16 protein-coding genes are annotated in these 18,481 nt (G+C 52.3%); 11 read left to right on the forward strand and 5 right to left on the reverse strand.

Going from position 1 to position 18,481, the window contains the following annotated elements; translation table 11 throughout:
- Positions 1-16 precede the first annotated feature (16 nt).
- Complete coding sequence (tadA, locus tag EX31_RS21885; protein WP_015690318.1) at positions 17-574, forward strand: tRNA adenosine(34) deaminase TadA; 558 nt, start codon at positions 17-19, stop codon at positions 572-574.
- A gap of 18 nt (positions 575-592) precedes the next feature.
- Here the strand turns inward: tadA and mltF are convergent, their stop codons facing one another.
- Positions 593-2,053, reverse strand: a complete 1,461-nt coding sequence (mltF, locus tag EX31_RS21890; protein WP_013576708.1) for a membrane-bound lytic murein transglycosylase MltF — start codon at positions 2,051-2,053, stop codon at positions 593-595.
- 278 nt (positions 2,054-2,331) lie between these two features.
- Between mltF and purL the strand changes: the two genes are divergently transcribed.
- The 6 genes from purL (at position 2,332) to EX31_RS21920 (ending at position 11,337) form a co-directional block, all read left to right on the forward strand.
- Positions 2,332-6,222, forward strand: a complete 3,891-nt coding sequence (gene purL, locus EX31_RS21895; protein WP_037036762.1) for a phosphoribosylformylglycinamidine synthase — start codon at positions 2,332-2,334, stop codon at positions 6,220-6,222.
- Between the two features lie 275 nt (positions 6,223-6,497).
- Positions 6,498-7,121 carry a lipid IV(A) palmitoyltransferase PagP gene (pagP, locus tag EX31_RS21900; RefSeq protein ID WP_037036764.1) on the forward strand — a complete coding sequence of 208 codons (624 nt, stop codon included), beginning with the start codon at positions 6,498-6,500 and terminating at the stop codon, positions 7,119-7,121.
- Positions 7,122-7,317: 196 nt separating this feature from the next.
- Positions 7,318-7,938, forward strand: coding sequence for a lipid IV(A) palmitoyltransferase PagP (gene pagP / locus EX31_RS21905; RefSeq protein WP_013576705.1), 621 nt, complete (start codon positions 7,318-7,320; stop codon positions 7,936-7,938).
- Positions 7,939-8,108: 170 nt separating this feature from the next.
- Positions 8,109-9,410 (forward strand): bifunctional glucose-1-phosphatase/inositol phosphatase, encoded by a 1,302-nt coding sequence (agp, locus tag EX31_RS21910; protein ID WP_037036766.1) that lies wholly within the window; start codon positions 8,109-8,111, stop codon positions 9,408-9,410.
- 100 nt (positions 9,411-9,510) lie between these two features.
- Positions 9,511-10,518 (forward strand): fatty acid desaturase, encoded by a 1,008-nt coding sequence (locus tag EX31_RS21915; protein WP_037036767.1) that lies wholly within the window; start codon positions 9,511-9,513, stop codon positions 10,516-10,518.
- 12 nt (positions 10,519-10,530) lie between these two features.
- Complete coding sequence (locus EX31_RS21920; RefSeq protein ID WP_037036768.1) at positions 10,531-11,337, forward strand: phosphate/phosphite/phosphonate ABC transporter substrate-binding protein; 807 nt, start codon at positions 10,531-10,533, stop codon at positions 11,335-11,337.
- 46 nt (positions 11,338-11,383) lie between these two features.
- Here the strand turns inward: EX31_RS21920 and sseA are convergent, their stop codons facing one another.
- The 3 genes from sseA to EX31_RS21935 form a co-directional block, all read right to left on the reverse strand.
- Positions 11,384-12,229, reverse strand: coding sequence for a 3-mercaptopyruvate sulfurtransferase (gene sseA, locus EX31_RS21925; RefSeq protein WP_037036770.1), 846 nt, complete (start codon positions 12,227-12,229; stop codon positions 11,384-11,386).
- A 34-nt stretch (positions 12,230-12,263) separates the two neighbouring features.
- Positions 12,264-12,812: a GNAT family N-acetyltransferase gene (locus EX31_RS21930; protein WP_013576700.1), complete on the reverse strand. Its 549-nt coding sequence runs from the start codon at positions 12,810-12,812 to the stop codon at positions 12,264-12,266.
- A 137-nt stretch (positions 12,813-12,949) separates the two neighbouring features.
- Positions 12,950-13,741 carry a helix-turn-helix transcriptional regulator gene (locus EX31_RS21935; protein ID WP_037036772.1) on the reverse strand — a complete coding sequence of 264 codons (792 nt, stop codon included), beginning with the start codon at positions 13,739-13,741 and terminating at the stop codon, positions 12,950-12,952.
- Between the two features lie 138 nt (positions 13,742-13,879).
- Between EX31_RS21935 and EX31_RS21940 the strand changes: the two genes are divergently transcribed.
- Positions 13,880-14,650 (forward strand): class I SAM-dependent methyltransferase, encoded by a 771-nt coding sequence (locus EX31_RS21940; protein WP_013576698.1) that lies wholly within the window; start codon positions 13,880-13,882, stop codon positions 14,648-14,650.
- Between the two features lie 56 nt (positions 14,651-14,706).
- On the opposite strand, the gene EX31_RS21945 is transcribed toward EX31_RS21940, so the two are convergent.
- A complete protein-coding gene (locus tag EX31_RS21945) occupies positions 14,707-15,627 on the reverse strand; it encodes a DUF808 domain-containing protein (protein ID WP_037036774.1) in 921 nt (306 codons plus the stop codon).
- A 394-nt stretch (positions 15,628-16,021) separates the two neighbouring features.
- Here EX31_RS21945 and EX31_RS21950 point away from each other — a divergent pair, with 394 nt between their 5' ends.
- The 3 genes from EX31_RS21950 to aroL all read left to right on the forward strand — a co-directional run bounded on the left by EX31_RS21950 (position 16,022) and on the right by aroL (position 17,936).
- Positions 16,022-16,297 (forward strand): YdgH/BhsA/McbA family protein, encoded by a 276-nt coding sequence (locus EX31_RS21950; protein ID WP_037036776.1) that lies wholly within the window; start codon positions 16,022-16,024, stop codon positions 16,295-16,297.
- A 260-nt stretch (positions 16,298-16,557) separates the two neighbouring features.
- Positions 16,558-17,136, forward strand: coding sequence for a class I SAM-dependent methyltransferase (locus EX31_RS21955; RefSeq protein ID WP_037036778.1), 579 nt, complete (start codon positions 16,558-16,560; stop codon positions 17,134-17,136).
- A 275-nt stretch (positions 17,137-17,411) separates the two neighbouring features.
- On the forward strand, positions 17,412-17,936 hold the full coding sequence (gene aroL, locus EX31_RS21960) for a shikimate kinase AroL (protein ID WP_013576694.1): 525 nt from the start codon (positions 17,412-17,414) through the stop codon (positions 17,934-17,936).
- Positions 17,937-18,481: the final 545 nt, after the last annotated feature.

Below are 18,481 nucleotides of genomic sequence, written 5' to 3' on the forward strand. Positions count from 1 at the left end.
TGTCTGCCGGTAAAAAATGATTGAGGTTGAAGTGGCAGACGCAGAGTTGGCAATAATGAATGATGATGAACACTGGATGCGACAGGCTATGAATCTGGCGCTGAAAGCGCAGGATGAGGGTGAAGTGCCTGTGGGGGCGGTACTGGTTTTAGACAATCAGGTGATTGGTGAAGGCTGGAACCGGTCTATCGGCCATCATGATCCGACAGCGCATGCCGAAATCATGGCATTACGTCAGGGCGGCAACGCCGTGCAAAATTATCGTCTGCTCAATGCCACATTGTACGTTACCCTGGAACCTTGTGTTATGTGCGCGGGGGCGATGATCCACAGCCGGATCCGTCGCGTGGTGTATGGTGCCGCTGATGCCAAAACCGGCGCAGCGGGCTCTTTGCTCGATGTATTGCGCCATCCGGGCATGAATCATCAGGTGGAGATTACGGCGGGTGTGCTGGCAGAAGCGTGTTCGGAACAACTGAGTGCATTTTTTCGTTTTCGCCGCAGCCAGAAAAAAGCGCTGCGACTGGCAGAGCGTGCCGCGCAGGCCGGTGATGCGGCGGATGATCAGGCCTGAGAAACAGGCCTGCCAGTCTTACGGTGCCAGCGCTTCCTGCGCATTCACCACCGGATATCCCTGACCTAACTGAGCCTGCAAGGCCGCTTTCTGTGCCTGCTGTTTTTCCTTTTCCATCAGATATCCCACCAGACTCAGCTGATAACGACGGATATTCTCCACATAGTTATATGCCTGTGTGCCGCGTGCATAACCGTAAGTCGTCCGGCTGAAGAAGCGTTTCTGATTCAGCATCGGCAGACGCTGTTTCACATCTGCCCAGCTGTCCGGATTGGCTTTCTGTTGCGCCGTCAGTTTGCGGGCATCCAGCATATGGCCGTAACCCATGTTATAGGCTGCCAGCGCAAACCAGATCCGTTCATCCTGCGGAACAGATTCCGGCATTTTATCCATCAGATGCGACAGATACTGGGCACCGCCACGGATGCTTTGCTCGGCATCCGTGCGGTCGTCGACATTCAATCCGCCAGCGGTAGCGCGGGTCAGCATCATCACACCCCGTACACCGGTCGGGGATTTCGCCTGCGGATCCCAGTGGGACTCCTGATAGGCGATAGCCGCCAGTAAACGCCAGTCAATATTCCCGGCATACTTTTCGAACAGCGGCTGTAAATCCGGCAGCGTACTGTCGATGGCATTGAGGAAAGTCCGGGTATCAACGTAATCAAAATCGCCCACGTGCCCGAGATATTTTTCTTCCAGCTTTTCCAGGGTGCCGTCTTCTGAAATCTGGCTGAAAAAGTCCAGCATGGCGGCAGAAAGGCTGTCGTCATCAGGTTGTTTGCGGTAGTACCAGGTCACAGGTTCGTCGTCAGTCGCATCAAAAGCCACCGCAAGACGCGGATAAACACGCTGCATCAGGGCGATGGTCACCGAATCGCCCAGCGTATAATCAAGTTTACCGTTCTCGACTTGCTGCAACAGATCGCGGGGTGACATCTTATCGGTCGTGGTCCACGCGAGGTCGGGATACTTTTTGCTGGCGGCTTCCAGTGTGGCGATATGCGCGCTGCCAGCAGACACCACCAGCGAGCCTTTGATGTCTGCGAAGCTTTTCGGGCGCACTGATCCCTGCCGGTAAACCAGTTGCTGGGAAACGGAATAGTATTCCGGGCCAGCACGGTAGTTTTTCAGCCGCTCATTGTTGTACACCAGACCGGAAGCCAGCATGTCAGTATTATCATGATCCAGATCGTCGAACATGCTCTCAATGGTGGTGTGCTGTGTCACGACCAGCTGCACGCCCAGATAATCTGCAAAGCGTTTAGCCAGTTCGTAATCGAAACCGAGATTGCCTTCCGGGGAGTTCATAAAAGTCAGTGGAGAATTGAGCGTGCTTACGCGCAATTCTCCACGGGATTTTATTTGATCCAGTTGGTCGCCTTCACCTCTGTGCCACGGGACTGCCGGCCATAAAGCCAGCGCCAGTAACAGGGCGGCGATCCCCATCAGAACATAATTAATTTTTAGTCGCGTCAAATAGTTATCTCGCTGCGGCGCTCTTGTTTTTTTACGCTATGCTGTGCAGTTAGTATGGCTATATCCCCAGTGCTGACGCATTTTGCTCAACAAAACGGCAGTCTGCAACTTTATTCATGATATCCGTAAAATATGTGGGGCTATAAATGAATATCAAGTTTCCCTGCGCAAACGGTTTCGTCGGGCGTCAGCTTTCTTTATAATAGCCCGCGTTTTCCCCCTGTTGCGCCCAAAGAAGCACTGTGGTCAGTGTCTTCGAAGACGAGAGATCTGTGATTATGGAAATACTGCGTGGTTCGCCCGCTTTGTCGGCTTTTCGCATTAACAAATTGTTGTCCCGTTGTCAGGAAGCCCGTCTTCCGGTCAGCGATATCTACGCCGAATATGTACATTTTGCCGATGTCAGCGCGCCGCTGAGTTCGGACGAACAAACCAAGTTACAACGCCTCCTGAAATACGGTCCTTCTCTCGCTGAACACGCTCCTTCTGGTCGTTTACTGCTGGTTACCCCGCGCCCTGGCACCATTTCTCCGTGGTCTTCCAAAGCTACCGATATTGCACACAATTGCGGCTTGTCGCAGGTTGTGCGTCTGGAACGCGGTCTGGCATTTTATGTACAGGCGCCGCAACTGACCGAACCACAGTGGAATGAACTGGGCGCATTACTGCATGACCGCATGATGGAAACTGTCTTTGGTCATCTGGAAGACGCCAGCGCGCTGTTTGCGCAGCATCAGCCGGCTCCGGTGCAGCATGTGGATATCCTGGGCGTTGGCCGTGGCGCTCTGGAAGTCGCCAACACCAAATTAGGTCTGGCACTGGCTCAGGACGAAATTGATTATCTGATGGATGCCTTTACGTCGTTGGGGCGCAACCCGACGGACATCGAACTGTATATGTTCGCACAGGCAAACTCAGAACACTGCCGTCACAAAATCTTCAACGCAGACTGGATTATCGACGGCGAAACGCAGCCGAAATCCCTGTTTAAGATGATCAAGAATACGTTCGAACACACTCCCGATCACGTGCTGTCCGCGTATAAAGATAACGCCGCCGTGATGGAAGGTTCGCAGGTCGGTCGCTTCTACGCCGATGCGAAAGACGGTCTGTACGATTTCCATCAGGAGCAGGCGCATATCCTGATGAAGGTCGAAACCCATAACCACCCGACGGCGATCTCTCCGTGGCCGGGTGCGGCCACAGGTTCCGGCGGTGAAATCCGTGACGAAGGTGCAACCGGTCGCGGCGCGAAACCGAAAGCCGGTCTGGTCGGTTTCTCCGTGTCAAACCTGCGTATTCCTGGTTTTGAACAGCCGTGGGAAGAAGATTTTGGTAAGCCGGATCGTATCGTTACCGCGCTGGATATCATGACCGATGGCCCGCTGGGCGGCGCAGCATTTAACAACGAATTCGGTCGTCCGGCGTTGCTGGGCTACTTCCGTACTTACGAAGAAAACGTCAATAGTCACAACGGCCCTGAACTGCGCGGTTACCACAAACCGATCATGCTGGCGGGCGGTATCGGCAACATCCGTGCCGATCACGTGCAGAAAGGTGAAATCACGGTTGGCGCGAAACTGATTGTACTTGGCGGCCCGGCGATGAATATCGGTCTGGGTGGCGGCGCGGCGTCTTCTATGGCTTCCGGTCAGTCTGATGCCGATCTGGATTTTGCTTCCGTACAGCGCGACAACCCGGAAATGGAACGCCGTTGTCAGGAAGTGATCGACCGCTGCTGGCAACTGGGCGAAGCCAACCCGATTTTATTTATCCATGATGTGGGTGCCGGCGGTTTATCTAACGCCATGCCGGAACTGGTCAGCGATGGCAACCGTGGTGGTCGTTTCCAGCTTCGTGACATCCTGAACGACGAACCGGGCATGAGCCCGCTGGAAGTCTGGTGTAACGAATCACAGGAACGTTATGTGCTGGCGGTTTCTCCGGCGCAGCTTGAACAGTTCGATGCGATTTGCCAGCGTGAACGAGCACCTTACGCGGTCATCGGTGAAGCCACCGAAGAAATGCATCTTTCTCTGAAAGACAGCCATTTCGACAACCAGCCAATTGATATGCCGCTGGATGTCCTGCTGGGTAAAACGCCAAAAATGACCCGCGACGTCACCACATTGAAAGCGAAAGGTGATGACCTGAATGCGGAAAACATCCAGATTGCGGAAGCGGTAAATCGCGTTCTGCATTTGCCAGCCGTGGCGGAAAAAACCTTCCTGATCACCATCGGCGACCGCACCGTCACCGGCATGGTCGCGCGCGACCAGATGGTCGGCCCGTGGCAGATCCCGGTAGCCGACTGCGCAGTCACCACCGCCAGCCTCGACAGCTACCACGGCGAAGCGATGTCACTGGGCGAACGCGCTCCGGTTGCCTTGCTGGACTTCGCTGCCTCTGGTCGCATGGCCGTAGGCGAAGCGCTCACGAATATTGCTGCGGTGGAAATCGGCAGCCTGAAACGCGTTAAGCTTTCTGCTAACTGGATGTCTGCGGCCGGTCACCCGGGCGAAGATGCCGGTTTATACGCGGCTGTAAAAGCGGTGGGCGAAGAACTGTGTCCGGCGCTGGGTATTACTATTCCTGTGGGCAAAGACTCCATGTCGATGAAAACCCGCTGGCAGGAAGGTAACGAACAACGCGAGATGACGTCTCCGCTGTCATTGGTAATCACCGCGTTTGCCCGAGTCGAAGACGTCCGCCATACCGTGACGCCGCAACTGCGCACCGACCAGGGTGACACCGCATTGCTGTTGGTGGATCTGGGGGCAGGTCATAACGCACTGGGCGCTACGGCGCTGGCGCAGGTTTACCGCCAGCTCGGTAACACGCCTGCTGACGTTCGCAGTGCAGAGCAACTGGGTGGTTTCTTCAACGCCATGCAGGCGCTGGTGTCTGAACAGAAATTGCTGGCCTACCATGACCGTTCCGACGGTGGTTTGCTGGTGACGCTGGCTGAAATGGCCTTTGCCGGGCATTGCGGCCTGACTGCAGATATCGCTGCGCTGGGCAACGATGTGCTGGCTGCGTTGTTCAACGAAGAACTGGGCGCCGTGATCCAGGTTCGTGCATCAGACCGTGAAGCGGTGGAAAAAACGCTGGCTGATTTTGGTCTGGCGGATTGCACACATTACCTCGGTACCGTGGAAACCGGCGATCGCTTCATCATCACTTCCGGCAGTAAGCCGGTGTACAGCGAAAGCCGTACCACGCTGCGCACCTGGTGGGCAGAAACCACCTGGCAGATGCAGCGTCTGCGCGATAACCCTGAATGTGCCGATCAGGAACATCAGGCGAAAACCAACGATCTCGATCCGGGTCTGAACGTCAAACTGACTTTCGCTCCGGATGAAGACGTAGCCGCGCCATACATCGCCAAAGGTGCGCGTCCGAAAGTCGCCGTTCTGCGCGAGCAGGGTGTGAACTCACACGTTGAAATGGCTGCTGCTTTCCACCGTGCCGGTTTCGATGCGGTTGACGTGCATATGAGTGACCTGCTGGCCGGTCGCCGTGATTTACAGGGTTTCCACACGCTGGTAGCGTGCGGTGGATTCTCTTACGGTGACGTGCTGGGTGCGGGTGAAGGCTGGGCGAAATCCGTCCTGTTCAACGACCGCGTGCGCGAAGAGTTTGAAGAATTCTTCCACCGTCCGCAGACGCTGGCACTGGGCGTGTGTAACGGTTGTCAGATGATGTCTAACCTCAAAGAGCTGATCCCGGGCGCAGAGCATTGGCCACGCTTCGTGCGTAACCTGTCTGACCGCTTCGAAGCGCGTTTCAGCCTGGTGGAAGTGACGGCCAGCCCGTCGATGTTTATGCAGGGCATGGCCGGTTCACGTATGCCAATCGCGGTTTCCCACGGCGAAGGACACGTGGAAGTCCGTGACGCCGCGCATCTGGCGCAAATCGAGCACAGCAATCTGGTGGCGCTGCGCTTTGTGGATAATAACGGTCATGCGACCGAAAACTATCCGGCGAACCCTAACGGCTCCCCGAACGGGATCACCGCGGTCACTAACCTGTCAGGCCGCGTCACTGTAATGATGCCGCACCCGGAGCGTGTTTTCCGCACGGTCAGCAACTCCTGGCATCCGGAAGAGTGGGGCGAAGACAGCCCGTGGATGCGCATGTTCCGTAATGCGCGTAAACAGCTTGGTTGATGCTTAATAAGCCTCAGTAATAAAAATCCGCAGTGCGAAAGCCTGCGGATTTTTTGTATCCGGGTATCCGGCAAAGAAGTAAACTTCAGCCAAAGCGGCTCTGTGTAAAAGAAAATTTCAGTTTACACGCGACCATAAATTTCTAATGCATTGTTTTATAATGAAATAACTTTATTACATTCATGTGGTTTATCATTGCTTAATTAATGATTAACTATTTATATGTGTTTGTCGTTATATACTGCCCCGGTCAACTCAACAGGGCTTTAACGCCAATGAAAAATTTATATTCCGTGAATTATCGCGCAGCATTCGCTTTTGCATTTTTAACCTTTTCATTATTGCTTTCAATTAATGTTAAGGCGCAAGATAATGTTATTAATTCTCAGCAACAGAATGTTTCCTCGCAAGAAAATGATAAAGGCTTATGGGATTCCTATAAAAATAATGTTGCTGAAACATGGATGGCACCTCAGCAGCAGGATCTCTTTCTGCCTGTATTAACGCGTCATAACCGGCATACACACAGTCAAAAACAAATTGATGGGTATAATGAACATCCGTGGGGCGGCGGTTATGGTATTTCACGTTATGATGAAAAAGGAAACTGGCACGGGATTTATGCAATGGCCTTTAAAGACTCCTTTAATAAATGGGAGCCTGTGGCCGGTTACGCTTATGAAAAAATATGGCAGCCACTGGATGATAAAGAATTTCGTCTGGGGGCGGGGTATATAACTGCTGTCTCGGCGCGGGATAATTATGATTACGTCCCCTTCCCGTTAGTCCTGCCGCTGGTGTCTGTCGGGTACTCGAGACTGACTTTCCAGGCTACCTATATTCCCGGTACAAATTCTAAGGGGAATGTACTTTTTGGCTGGCTGCGTTTGCAAATTTAATAGGAATAGTCTTTAAAGTAATGTTTGTGAGTGTAAGAAATGTTGTATTGGTTTCAGGAAAAATCTGATAATTGGAAAACCATTTTCTTAAAGTTCAGATGATTAACGATTTACAGTATTTTTGTTTTATCCGTGTTTATATTCTTCATTCATGATGGAGTTATGATAGAGCTTCAACATGGAGTTAAAACAATAAATGCACATCGTTAATATTAGAAACGTTATCAGGGAAATCATTTTTTTTGGCGCCATCAGTGTGAGTGCGTCAGCATCAGCTAATAATAGTGGTACTAACCCCGTCAGCGATCCCGATACCATTCAGTACAAATCGCTGGCTGCGAACGTGTGGTCAGACTTCACCGATAAAGTCTCAACGACCTGGAATGATTCTGATGCACAGGATTTGTATCTGCCGGTAATCACCTGGCATAACCGTCTGACCTACGATAAAGAGAAAACCGATAAATACAACGAACGTCCATGGGGGGGAGGCTATGGTATTTCCAGATATGATGAAAAGGGTAACTGGAATGGCATTTATTTTATGGCGTTTAAAGATTCCCACAATAAATGGGAACCCATCGGCGGTTACGGCTGGGAAAAAATATGGACGCCAGCAGAAGATAAAAACTTTCGCTTAGGGCTGGGATATACCGCGGCGGTGACGGCGCGTGACGATTATGAATATATTCCTATCCCGATTGTTTTACCGCTGGCTTCTGTCGGCTATAACAAACTGACCTTCCAGGCGACGTATATTCCGGGAACCTACAATAACGGCAATGTGTTCTTTGCGTGGCTGCGTTATCAGTTCTGATGCGTTTTTTGTAACTGTACAAAGCCCGGCCACAGGTTGTGAACCTGATCCCCCACTTCTGATGAATATTCCACTATGCTAAAAATTCACCGCAGGAATCAATCTGTTGGCTTCTGCGGTGTTTTTTGTTTTCAGGGAATCTACAAAACACTTCATCAAGAGGATCACTCGTGAAAAAAGCATCCCGTTATTTTGCATTGTCTGCACTTGCCTGCGTTTTACCTCTCACGTTGCCCGTCGCTCAGGCCGCTCAGTCCGATAATTTAGAACTGCAACAGGTTCTGGTGCTTAGCCGGCACGGTATCCGCGCCCCGTTGGTCAATTATGGCGATGTGCTGGCCGAATCGACAACACACACCTGGCCGGTATGGAAAACCGAAGGCGGTTTGCTGACACCGAAAGGCGGTCAGGTTTCCGAACATATGGGGCATTATTTCCGTGCCTGGCTGGCGAAAGACAAACTGCTGCCTGCCGCCGGGTGCCCTGAAAATGCGCAGGTCTTTACCTACGCCAACAGTTTGCCGCGCACCATTGATACCGCGAAACACTTCACCACCGGCGCTTTTCCCGGCTGCGATGTCGCGGTGCTTAACCGCGTAGAAATCGGCAAGATGGATCCGGTGTTTAACCCGATTATTACCGCAGAAGTGAACGATACCTTCAAAACCAGCGCGCTGAATTCCATTAGTCAGCACGCAGGCGAGGGCGGTCTGACGGGGTTGAATCAGCGTCTCAAGCCGAACTATCAGTTGCTGGAAAGCATCCTCGATTATAAAAACAGTAAAATCTGTAAAGAGAAACAGCAGTGCGATCTGGCTTCGCAGCCGTCAGATGTGGTGCTGACACAGGGCAAAGAACCGGGCATTACCGGCCCGCTGCGTATGGCCACCGGGGCGACCGATGCGTTCATGTTGCAGTACTACGAAGGTTTCCCGATGAAAGATGTTGCCTGGGGTAAAATTGATACGCCAGACCAATGGACGAAGCTGGAAACCATCAAAAATCTGTATCACGAAACACTTTTCGGCTCGCCGGCGATTGCTGCCAACGCGGCTAAACCATTGCTGACCTTTATTGCCGGTGCGCTGGACCCGAAACTGGCGTCAACCGCCGATCAGAAAGCCGCGCAACAGGCAAAACTGGCGGTGCTGGTCGGGCACGATTCGAATATCGCTTCCTTGCTGGCCGCACTGAAAACGCAGGATTATCAGTTGCCTGGGCAGTACGAGCGGACGCCTATCAGCGGCACGGTGGTCTTCCAGCGCTGGCATGACAAGAAAGCGGATAAGGATCTGATGAAAATTGAATACGTTTATCCGACCGCCCGTCAGATCCGCAACAATGTGGCGCTGAGTCTGAAAAATCCGCCGGAACGTGTGACGCTGCACATTGAAGGATGTACCGCCGACAAACAGGGCTTCTGCCCGATGGAACAATTTACTCAGGCACTGCAAAAAGATATGAAGGGCTGAGTCTGTTAGCCGCTAGCTGGCAATAGATAGTGATTTAAGTTAGTTAGCGGCATCCATTCGTTACCCGATAATGTGTCAGGTTCCCTGACTCTGGCACATTATGGCGTCGTCTTCGTTTTACCTCAGCGCCCGTCAGCGGGCCAAAATCACCCTCCGCTCACACCATTTCTGGTGGCGGTGGGAAATCCCCACCTGGCTACTGATTGTCTCGGTTTACAGCGGCTGGTTTGCGGCAGTGTATTTCTGGAATAATCTCGGGCCATGGCTCGCAACGCCTGTGCTTATCTGGTTCACGACCTGGTATATGTCGCTGCAACATGAACTCATCCACGGGCATCCGACCCGCAAACCCTGGCTGAATCAGCTGATTGGCACGCTGCCGCTGGCGGTCTGGTATCCCTATGGCCTGTATCGCGACACGCATCTGCAACATCACCGCAATGAACATCTGACGCTGCCCGGCGACGATCCTGAAGCCTATTATTTCAGCCGCGCCAGTTGGGAAAGTCTGTCGCCCGCCATGAAGGCCGTTGTCCGTCTGCGCAATACCTTGCCGGGAAGAATGCTCATTGGCCCGTTACTGGATATCGTCAGTACGCTGACCGGCGCGCTGATAGCCGTGTTGCGCGGTGAGTGGCGCACAGTGTGGATGTGGCTGATACATGGCGTATTGCTGGTGGTTGTGTTCAGCGGGATGGTGCAATGCGGGCTGTCGCCGCTGTATTTTATTTTCGCAGTAAGTTATCCGGCACTCAGTCTGACCAAAGTTCGTTCTTTCTTTGAGCATCGCGCAGAGCATGCGCCGCAGGCCAGATCAACGCTGAATGAAGCCGGTTTTTTGTGGCGTTTACTGTTTCTGAATCTGAATTATCATCTGGTGCATCACGATTTACCCGGCGTGCCATGGTATGCACTGCGCCAGATCTATGTCGCTGACCGCGAAGCCTATATTCAGCGCAGCGGGGGTTTTGTGGTGCACGGTTATCGCCAGTGGTTCCGTGACCACACGCAGACACCCGTTGACGTCGAAGCTCATCCTTTTGCCGCCGGGAAATCTCCGGCGCAATCCGTGTCAGGCGACTATGATTATCAGCAGGATACCCCCTGACGGAGTGGCCAGATGATGCTGATGTCTTTGCCGATGTACGCGGTTTCTCGCGCTGATGTGGAAGTGTTCGCCGGAGTGTTACGCCAAAAACTCAGGCAACTTGGCCTCGCCTCCACGCCGGACAGGCTTAACTGGCCGCAGGATTTATTCTCACACTGGCAGGCGCCGGATTTACTGCTCAGCCAGACCTGCGGTTTCCCGCTGATGGAAAGCTTGCCGCAGGTTCAGCTGGTAGGCACATTCAGTTATCACGCCCCCGGTTGCGACGGTTTCCGTTACCGTAGTTTTTTGCTGGCGCGTGAGGAGGATGCCGGATTGCATCTGGCCGGTTTCCGTCACCGGCGGCTGGCGTTTAACAGCACCGACTCCCAGTCAGGTTATAACAGCCTGCGTGCACTGGTCGCGCCGCTGGCCCAAGACGGAGCATTTTTCTCGCGGGCGACGGCGACCGGCAGCCACCGTGAATCGCTTCATTACGTTCAGCAGAATCTCGCCGACCTCGCGGCAATTGACTGCGTGACGCTGGAACTCCTGCGCCGTAGCGAACCCCGCTCCCTCAGCGGGCTGGCGGTGATCGGACAAACGGCTGCTGTACCGGGTTTACCGTTGATTACTTCTCGGGAGACCTCTGCGGAGGATCTGGCAATTTTGCGGCAGGCGTTACATGACATCGTGGATGAACCGATCAGTCACCCCTTACTTATTGAAGGATTTACCGAAGTGCCGCGGCAGGCTTACCGCGTCATCAGCCAGATGAAAGCATTAGCTCAGGCGTTTGGCGTCAGTGAGCTGATGCCTGCATTGCAAAAAACGACATAAAAAAACCGGGCACGGTGCCCGGTTGTCGTTTTCCTGCATCATGGGATCAGTGCGTTTCGATCGGAAAATCTTCGTTAATATCGCCCCATTCAGCCCACGAACCGTCATACAGCAGCACGTCTTTAACACCCAGAGAATCCAGCCCAAATGCCAGTGCGGCGGCCGTCACGCCGGATCCGCAACTGGTGATCACCGGTTTATTCAGATCCACTCCCAGACGCTCAAACGTTGCCTTCAGATCCTGTGGTGATTTCAGGTGTCCGCCCTGCGTCAATTCGGTAAACGGAACACTCAGGCTGCCGGGAATATGACCGCCGTGCAGCCCGGGACGTGGTTCCGGTGCCTCGGCTTTGAAACGCGCCAGTGAACGGGCGTCGATAATCTGCACGTTACCGATGGCGTCTTTGACCTGTTCTGCGCTCACGACCACCGGACGCACCAGTCTGGCGTTGAACGTCGTGGGCACGCGGGTGTGCTCGCCACTTTGCGCCGGCTTACCTTCGGCAATCCATGCGTTCAGACCGCCATCCAGCACGCGTACGCTTTTGGCTCCGAAACTGGTCAGCATCCACCACACGCGTGGCGCGGAGAATAAATCGCCTTCGTCATAAAGGACGATGGTTTGCGTATCGGCCACGCCTAAACGGCTCATCGACGCAGCGAATTCTTCCGCTGTCGGCATCATGTGTGGCAGGCCGGTCGTGCAATCAGAGATGCTGTCGACTTCCACATAAATCGCATTGGGAATATGCGTTTCGAGATATTTTGCGTGGAAATCTAGGGGCGGTGTAATGCCCGGTTTGGATTTACGACAATCGATAATGACCACGTCCGGTGAGTTCAGATTCTTCGCCAGCCAGTCGGTAGATACGGTATGGGTAGAAAAAGTCATGTTCTGTTGCCTTATCTTTTTTGTGAAACCAGTCTCAGAGATCGCCCGGGATCAGGGAATACATCCAGGCGTCACGCGGCTGGCCGTGATAATAAAGCCGGTTGCGGTGCAGACCTTCTGATATCGCGCCCGTTTTTTCCGCCACCCGGCGGCTGTGGTCATTGCCCTCCATTACCACGATTTCCAGACGGGTCAGCTCCAGCTCGGTAAACGCAAAGCGCGCCGCCGTTCTGGCTGCCAGCGTCGCCAGTCCGCGGCCGGTATAACCGGTGCGGATCCAGTAACCGAGATTGGCGAATTTATACTCCGGCGTGATGCGGTTGATGCCCACACTGCCAATCAGATTACCGCCTGAACGCTCAAATACACAGAAATTGAATTCTGCGCCGCGATGGCGTTTCTGCTCGCTGTCGGCCAGATATTTCCGGCTGTCTTCAAGCGAATATTTATCCGTACACCAGGATTCCCATGCGCCAATTTCCTTCACGGAGGCTTTAACCGCCGCTAAATGCGTGACGGCCTCAAGTTCGGTCGCTACACGAATTTCGAATTCTTCATCCTGATAGATCTGGCGAGTCATCATGGGCATTATCCTGTCATGGAGGAAACCAATTATTTAGGAAACCAAAAAAATCAGCCTCACATATCCGGCATCTGTATGTCAATTGGTGAAAACGCCAGTTAAACGAGAAAAAACAGCAAGCTGGCCACCCTCGTTTTTTACGCTTCCGGTACCAGAATCACCAGCTTACATTCTGCATATCCGGCAGGGAAAAATGTCTGTTGCCGGTAACAGATTTCGCCCTGAAGCGGATGATGAAAACGGCGTTCACCGCCTTCACGCGCCAGCACTTCCTGCTGCGACCACCACTGATTGAACTCGTGACTGCGATCGCGCAGGCTGATTACCGACTGACGGACTGTTTCAGAATGGGCGTAATGGCTGGTCTCGGCACGAAACTCCGCCACTACACGTTTGGCGCGTTCCGGCCAGTTTGTGACCAACTGGCGTGCCAGCGGATGCAGGAACATAAAATCCAGCAAATTAGGGTGTTCATCAACCCCCAGCCAGCCACTGAACAACGCCTCCGCTTGCGGATTCCACGCCAGTACATTCCAGCTACTGTCGAGCAGATAACCGGGGCAGGCGAACTGACTGACACAGTCTTTCAGGCTGGCGTCCGGTGCGCCGGAAGAGGGTAATACCTGCGGATCTTTCACCGACGCCAGACTGAATAAATACTCTCGTGCCGCAGGTTCCATGCGCAGCGCTTTGGCCAGGCTGTCAAGGGTCGCAGCGGAAATGGACACATCGCGCCCCTGTTCAATCCACGTATACCACGTTGCGCTGATCCCGCTGATTTGTGCCAGTTCTTCGCGGCGCAAACCGCTGGTTCTGCGGCGCGGTGAACCGGGAAGCCCGACCATTTCCGGCGTCACGCGTTCGCGGTGAGTCCGTAAAAACGTGCCCAGCGCTTTCGGTCCGCTGAGCGACTCTGCGTTATCAATCATAATATTCACTTAAACAGGGTGTAATTGATACCAGTATAAACGCTCATATTGTACCCGTATAGAACAATGCCTATAGTGATTTTGAGGTCATTTGAAACCCGCATTCTTATTACAAAAACAAGACAGACAGGAGCAATGATGAACACAAAAAATACTCACAGTCAGGCCGTAGATAAGCAGTTTGGTTCACAGGCTCAGGATTATCTGACCAGTGCGGTTCACTCGCAGGGCGCTGATTTACACCGTCTGGCGGGGTTGCTGGCACCCTATAACGAGGCGCGGGTCATTGATCTGGGTTGTGGGGCAGGGCACGCCAGCTTTGTCGCAGCAGGCGTGGTTAAAAATGTGATTGCTTACGATTTGTCGTCACAGATGCTGGACGTGGTTGCGCAGGCTGCGCGGGATAAGCAACTGACGAATATCACCGTGCAACAGGGCGTGGCGGAATCGCTGCCGTTCGACGACCGCAGCGCGGATGTGATTATCAGCCGCTATTCCGCGCACCACTGGCATGATGTCGGGCAGGCGCTGCGTGAAGTGGCGCGTGTGCTGAAGCCGGGCGGGAAATTTATCATGATGGATGTGGTGTCGCCGGGGCATCCGTTGCTGAATATTTATCTGCAAACCGTGGAAGTGCTGCGCGACACCTCGCATGTTTGCAACTATTCACCAGGCGAATGGCTGAACATGGTGGCTGAAGCCGGGCTGGTTGCGCGTGAAGTGACGACAGATCGTTTGCCGCTGGAGTTCACCAGTTGGATCGCCCGCATGCGCACGCCTGAACATTTCGCCGTCGCTATACGCGAGCTGCAAAAAAAGATGTCTGACGACGTGGTAAAACATTTTGAGATCCAGCCTGACGGTACATTCACCAGCGATATCATGATGCTGGTGGCGTCGAAGAACTGAAGGGAATAGCGGTGAATTGCGCCCTCCGGCATAAGGAAGGGCGCAATGTTTCTGCATTATGATTTTTTACCGAACACCTTCTGTCCCGTCATCACCAGCGCCAGCACGGCGGCACCGACAATCAGACCCACCACTAAATCAGTGGCACCGGTAATCAGTGTATTCACCCAGCTTTCGTGCCCGTGCGTCAGAGGCTCAATCAGACTGTGCATAAATGGCAGACCGTGGCTGATGATACTGCCGCCGACCAGGAACATGGCGATGGTGCCGACGACAGAAAGCATTTTCATCAGCCAGGGGGCGAGATTCACGATGCCGCGGCCAAAGGCGCGTACACCTTTCATGATGCTGCTTTCACCGGCAAGCTTGCTCAGGTACAAACCTGCGTCGTCAATTTTGACTATCGCAGCGACCAGCCCGTAAACCCCGATAGTCATTGCCACCGCAATCAGCACCATCACGGTAACCTGATTAAGGAACGGCGCCGATGAAACAATACCCAGCGAGATTACGATGATTTCAGCCGAAAGAATAAAGTCGGTGCGCACTGCGCCTTTGACCTTATCTTTTTCGTGCGTTTTAGCCTCTGTTTCATTTTTTATTTCGGCGGCTGCCGGTTTTTCTTCTTCATGATGCCCGCCCGGCATCAGTTTATGGGCGATTTTTTCGAAACCCTCGTAGCACAGATAGGCACCGCCAATCATCAGCAACGGGGTGATGGCCCAGGGAATAAACGCACTGATCAGTAAGGCCAGCGGAACCAGAATGGCTTTGTTGATCATCGAGCCTTTGGCAACGGCCCACACGATCGGCAATTCGCGATCGGCTTTCACTCCCGTGACCTGTTGTGCATTCAGCGCCAGATCATCACCCAGCACGCTGGCTGTTTTTTTTGCAGCGACTTTACTCATTGCCGCCACATCATCAAGAATCGATGCGATATCATCGATTAAGGCCAGAAGACTACCACCCGCCATAAATACTCCCTTTCATCATTATGATTATGCAAAGGTTCTCCGCGCGCGCGGGAAACCGAACTCTGTAGCCCTGACAGTGCAGGCGATCACAGCAACAGAAAATTCATACAAAATAATCATAACAGTGATTGCATGCCGGCGTCGATTTGTGCAAAAGTTGTGCGGGTTATAAATAACTTTGAAAACTCTCCATACTTTCTCCATTAAATATCTCTATTTCTCCGGCAGTTAGAGTGACTGAAAAGATTACTTTCGTTGTCTCCTTATTTTTACCACAATGGTTGAATTTCTTTACATTCGATTACGTCCGCTTTCATTGATTCGCCGATAATTAATTCAACGGATTACTTCCGCCCCATTAATTAACGAAACTAACGAAAGAAAGGTGCGTAATATGAAACTGTTACCTGCAATTACAGCTGTTGTTATTACTGTTGCTTCATTCTCAGCCCTGGCTGCAACGCCTATTACAGAAATGCAGGCGCAAAGTGGTAATTACCAGTCATTGGGCACTGTGTCTGTGAGCGCGCCGAATACGATTCCGGGCAGCTTGCATGACCAGCTGAACCAGATTGCCTCAGATAAAGGTGCAAATCACTACCGTGTGATCGGTGCAGACACACCGGGGGATTCAAGTCTGACCCGGGCAAGCGTTGAATTGTATAAATAAAAATCTGGTGTTTTAAACGAGTCGTTTAATTCATCTGATTCTTATTAGTTTCAATGACGTTATATGAAGTTGAGAAGGCCAATGTCACCTGACATTGGCCTTTTCTATTCCCTGTATCACGCTTCTTATCACATTTATTTTGAGAATCATCCCATGTAATTTATTTTATATGAACCTTTCAGGCGATTTATTCCCTTATTAATCATTTCTTAAGAATTTAAAGGTGATATAAGGGTCTATATCCCCAGGAGGACGTTTGAATGTTAAATGCCGCAAGAATGACGATTAAGAACACCGGGATTTCGATTCAGAATCAGTTTTTTTATTTGCAGAATTTTATTAGTTCACCACGCACGATGGGGACGCTGATGCCCTCGTCACCGTGGTTGTGCCATGCGATGCTCAGCCAGATTGACTGGACAACATCGCTGGATATCGCCGAGCTGGGCGCGGCCGACGGTGTTCTGACCCGCCGCATCCTGAGCCGTATGCGGGCAGATGCCAGGCTTGAGGCTTTTGAAATACAGCCCGCGTTTGTGCGTAAGCTTAATCAGATGAAAGATAGTCGTTTGCAGGTGATGGCGCATTCTGCCGAGCACATGAGCACGCAGTATGACGCCGTATTTTCCTGTCTGCCGCTGCTGTCGATGCCTTTGCGTACCAGCATCAGGATTCTGCAGACCACACGGCAACAGTTGAAAGATAAAGACGGCGTGCTGGTTTTATTCCAGTACAGCCAGCTGTCAGAGAAATTGTTATCACGTTACTTCACCTGGAAAAAAATCCGGGTAGTGAAGAATTTTCCGCCCGCACTCGTGTATATCTGTAAACCTCGCTGATACAGCCACTTAGGGGATAGAGCTCGCAAAGCTTATTGCAGGCCATTGCGCAGCAAGGATTTTTCAGTATGATGCCCTGAACGGCGTAAATAAAACGCTACAGAAGCTTCACCGGCAGGTGACAAAAATCTGCCAGTGAGGCTTTTTTGTTGTACTATCTGGCGAGTACATCGGCAGGGCAGTGCAATGACCCACTTCTGACACTCACACTTCATATTGATGATGGATTTTCATCAGGCGGGCTAACGGCTCCCGGGGAATAAAGGATAGCGGTAATGACACAAACCATTTTCATGGTCGGCGCACGCGGTGCAGGTAAAACGACGGTTGGCAGCGCTCTGGCGAAAGCACTGGGCTACAAATTTGTCGATACCGATCTGGCGTTACTGTGCGCTTCTGGTCTCAGCGTGGCAGATATTGTTGAGCGCGAAGGCTGGGAAGGTTTCCGCCGTCGTGAAACTGAGACACTAAAAGCCATTTCCTCGCCACTGACCGTGGTTGCCACAGGGGGAGGCGTGGTGCTGTCCCAGGAAAATCGCGATTTTATGGGTGAAAATGGTACGGTCATTTATCTGCGTTCCCCTGCATCTACCCTGGCAAACCGTCTGGAAGATGCACCACTGGAAGATCAGCGCCCGACGCTGACGGGCAAGCCGATCGCTGAAGAAATGACAGAAGTCCTGAATGAGCGCGAAGCGCTTTATCAGGAGTCCGCCCATCATGTGGTCGACGGAACTCAGGAGCCGCAGACTGTCGTGAATCTGATTTTGGATGCACTGGCGTTGCCGATGGCGCGCTGAATTCCGCTCATCTCCTGACAAAACGAGCCCGGGTGGCTCGTTTTTTTATGTCAGCACGTTGTGACTCAAGCTTGAATCAGGATCCGGTGTAAACAAAACGGGCCATGTCATGTGAGGGGGATCACGTATGCTTAAGTATTGTACTGATGTATATGTGGGCGTAACATAATAACTCAGGTGATTACTTTAACCTCTAACAATGGAACCCATGATGAAGTCCCTGATGTCGTTTTTTAATCAGCATGCCAAAGTGATGCCTGCCCTCCTGTCGATCACCATCATCCTCATTGAAGCCTCCATCGCCCTGTATATTTTGCGCAATATTTAATCACGATAATCTGCTGAGTTTTACATCCGTCACCTCATTAATACTCGGCATTTAACTTGCCTGGCTCTTAATTCCATCTATTTAAGAATTTCTTTAAGCATATTCATTTGTCGGATGTGTTGTGCGTGAAAAATAAACGACTTGACGCTGACACGTATCAGCTTTAGTTTTTATTTAACTTAACAGGAACCTTGTTCCATATACCGGAACTCACTCC

It is taken from the genome of Rahnella sp. WP5 (assembly GCF_000745615.1).
Classification (GTDB): domain Bacteria; phylum Pseudomonadota; class Gammaproteobacteria; order Enterobacterales; family Enterobacteriaceae; genus Rahnella; species Rahnella aceris.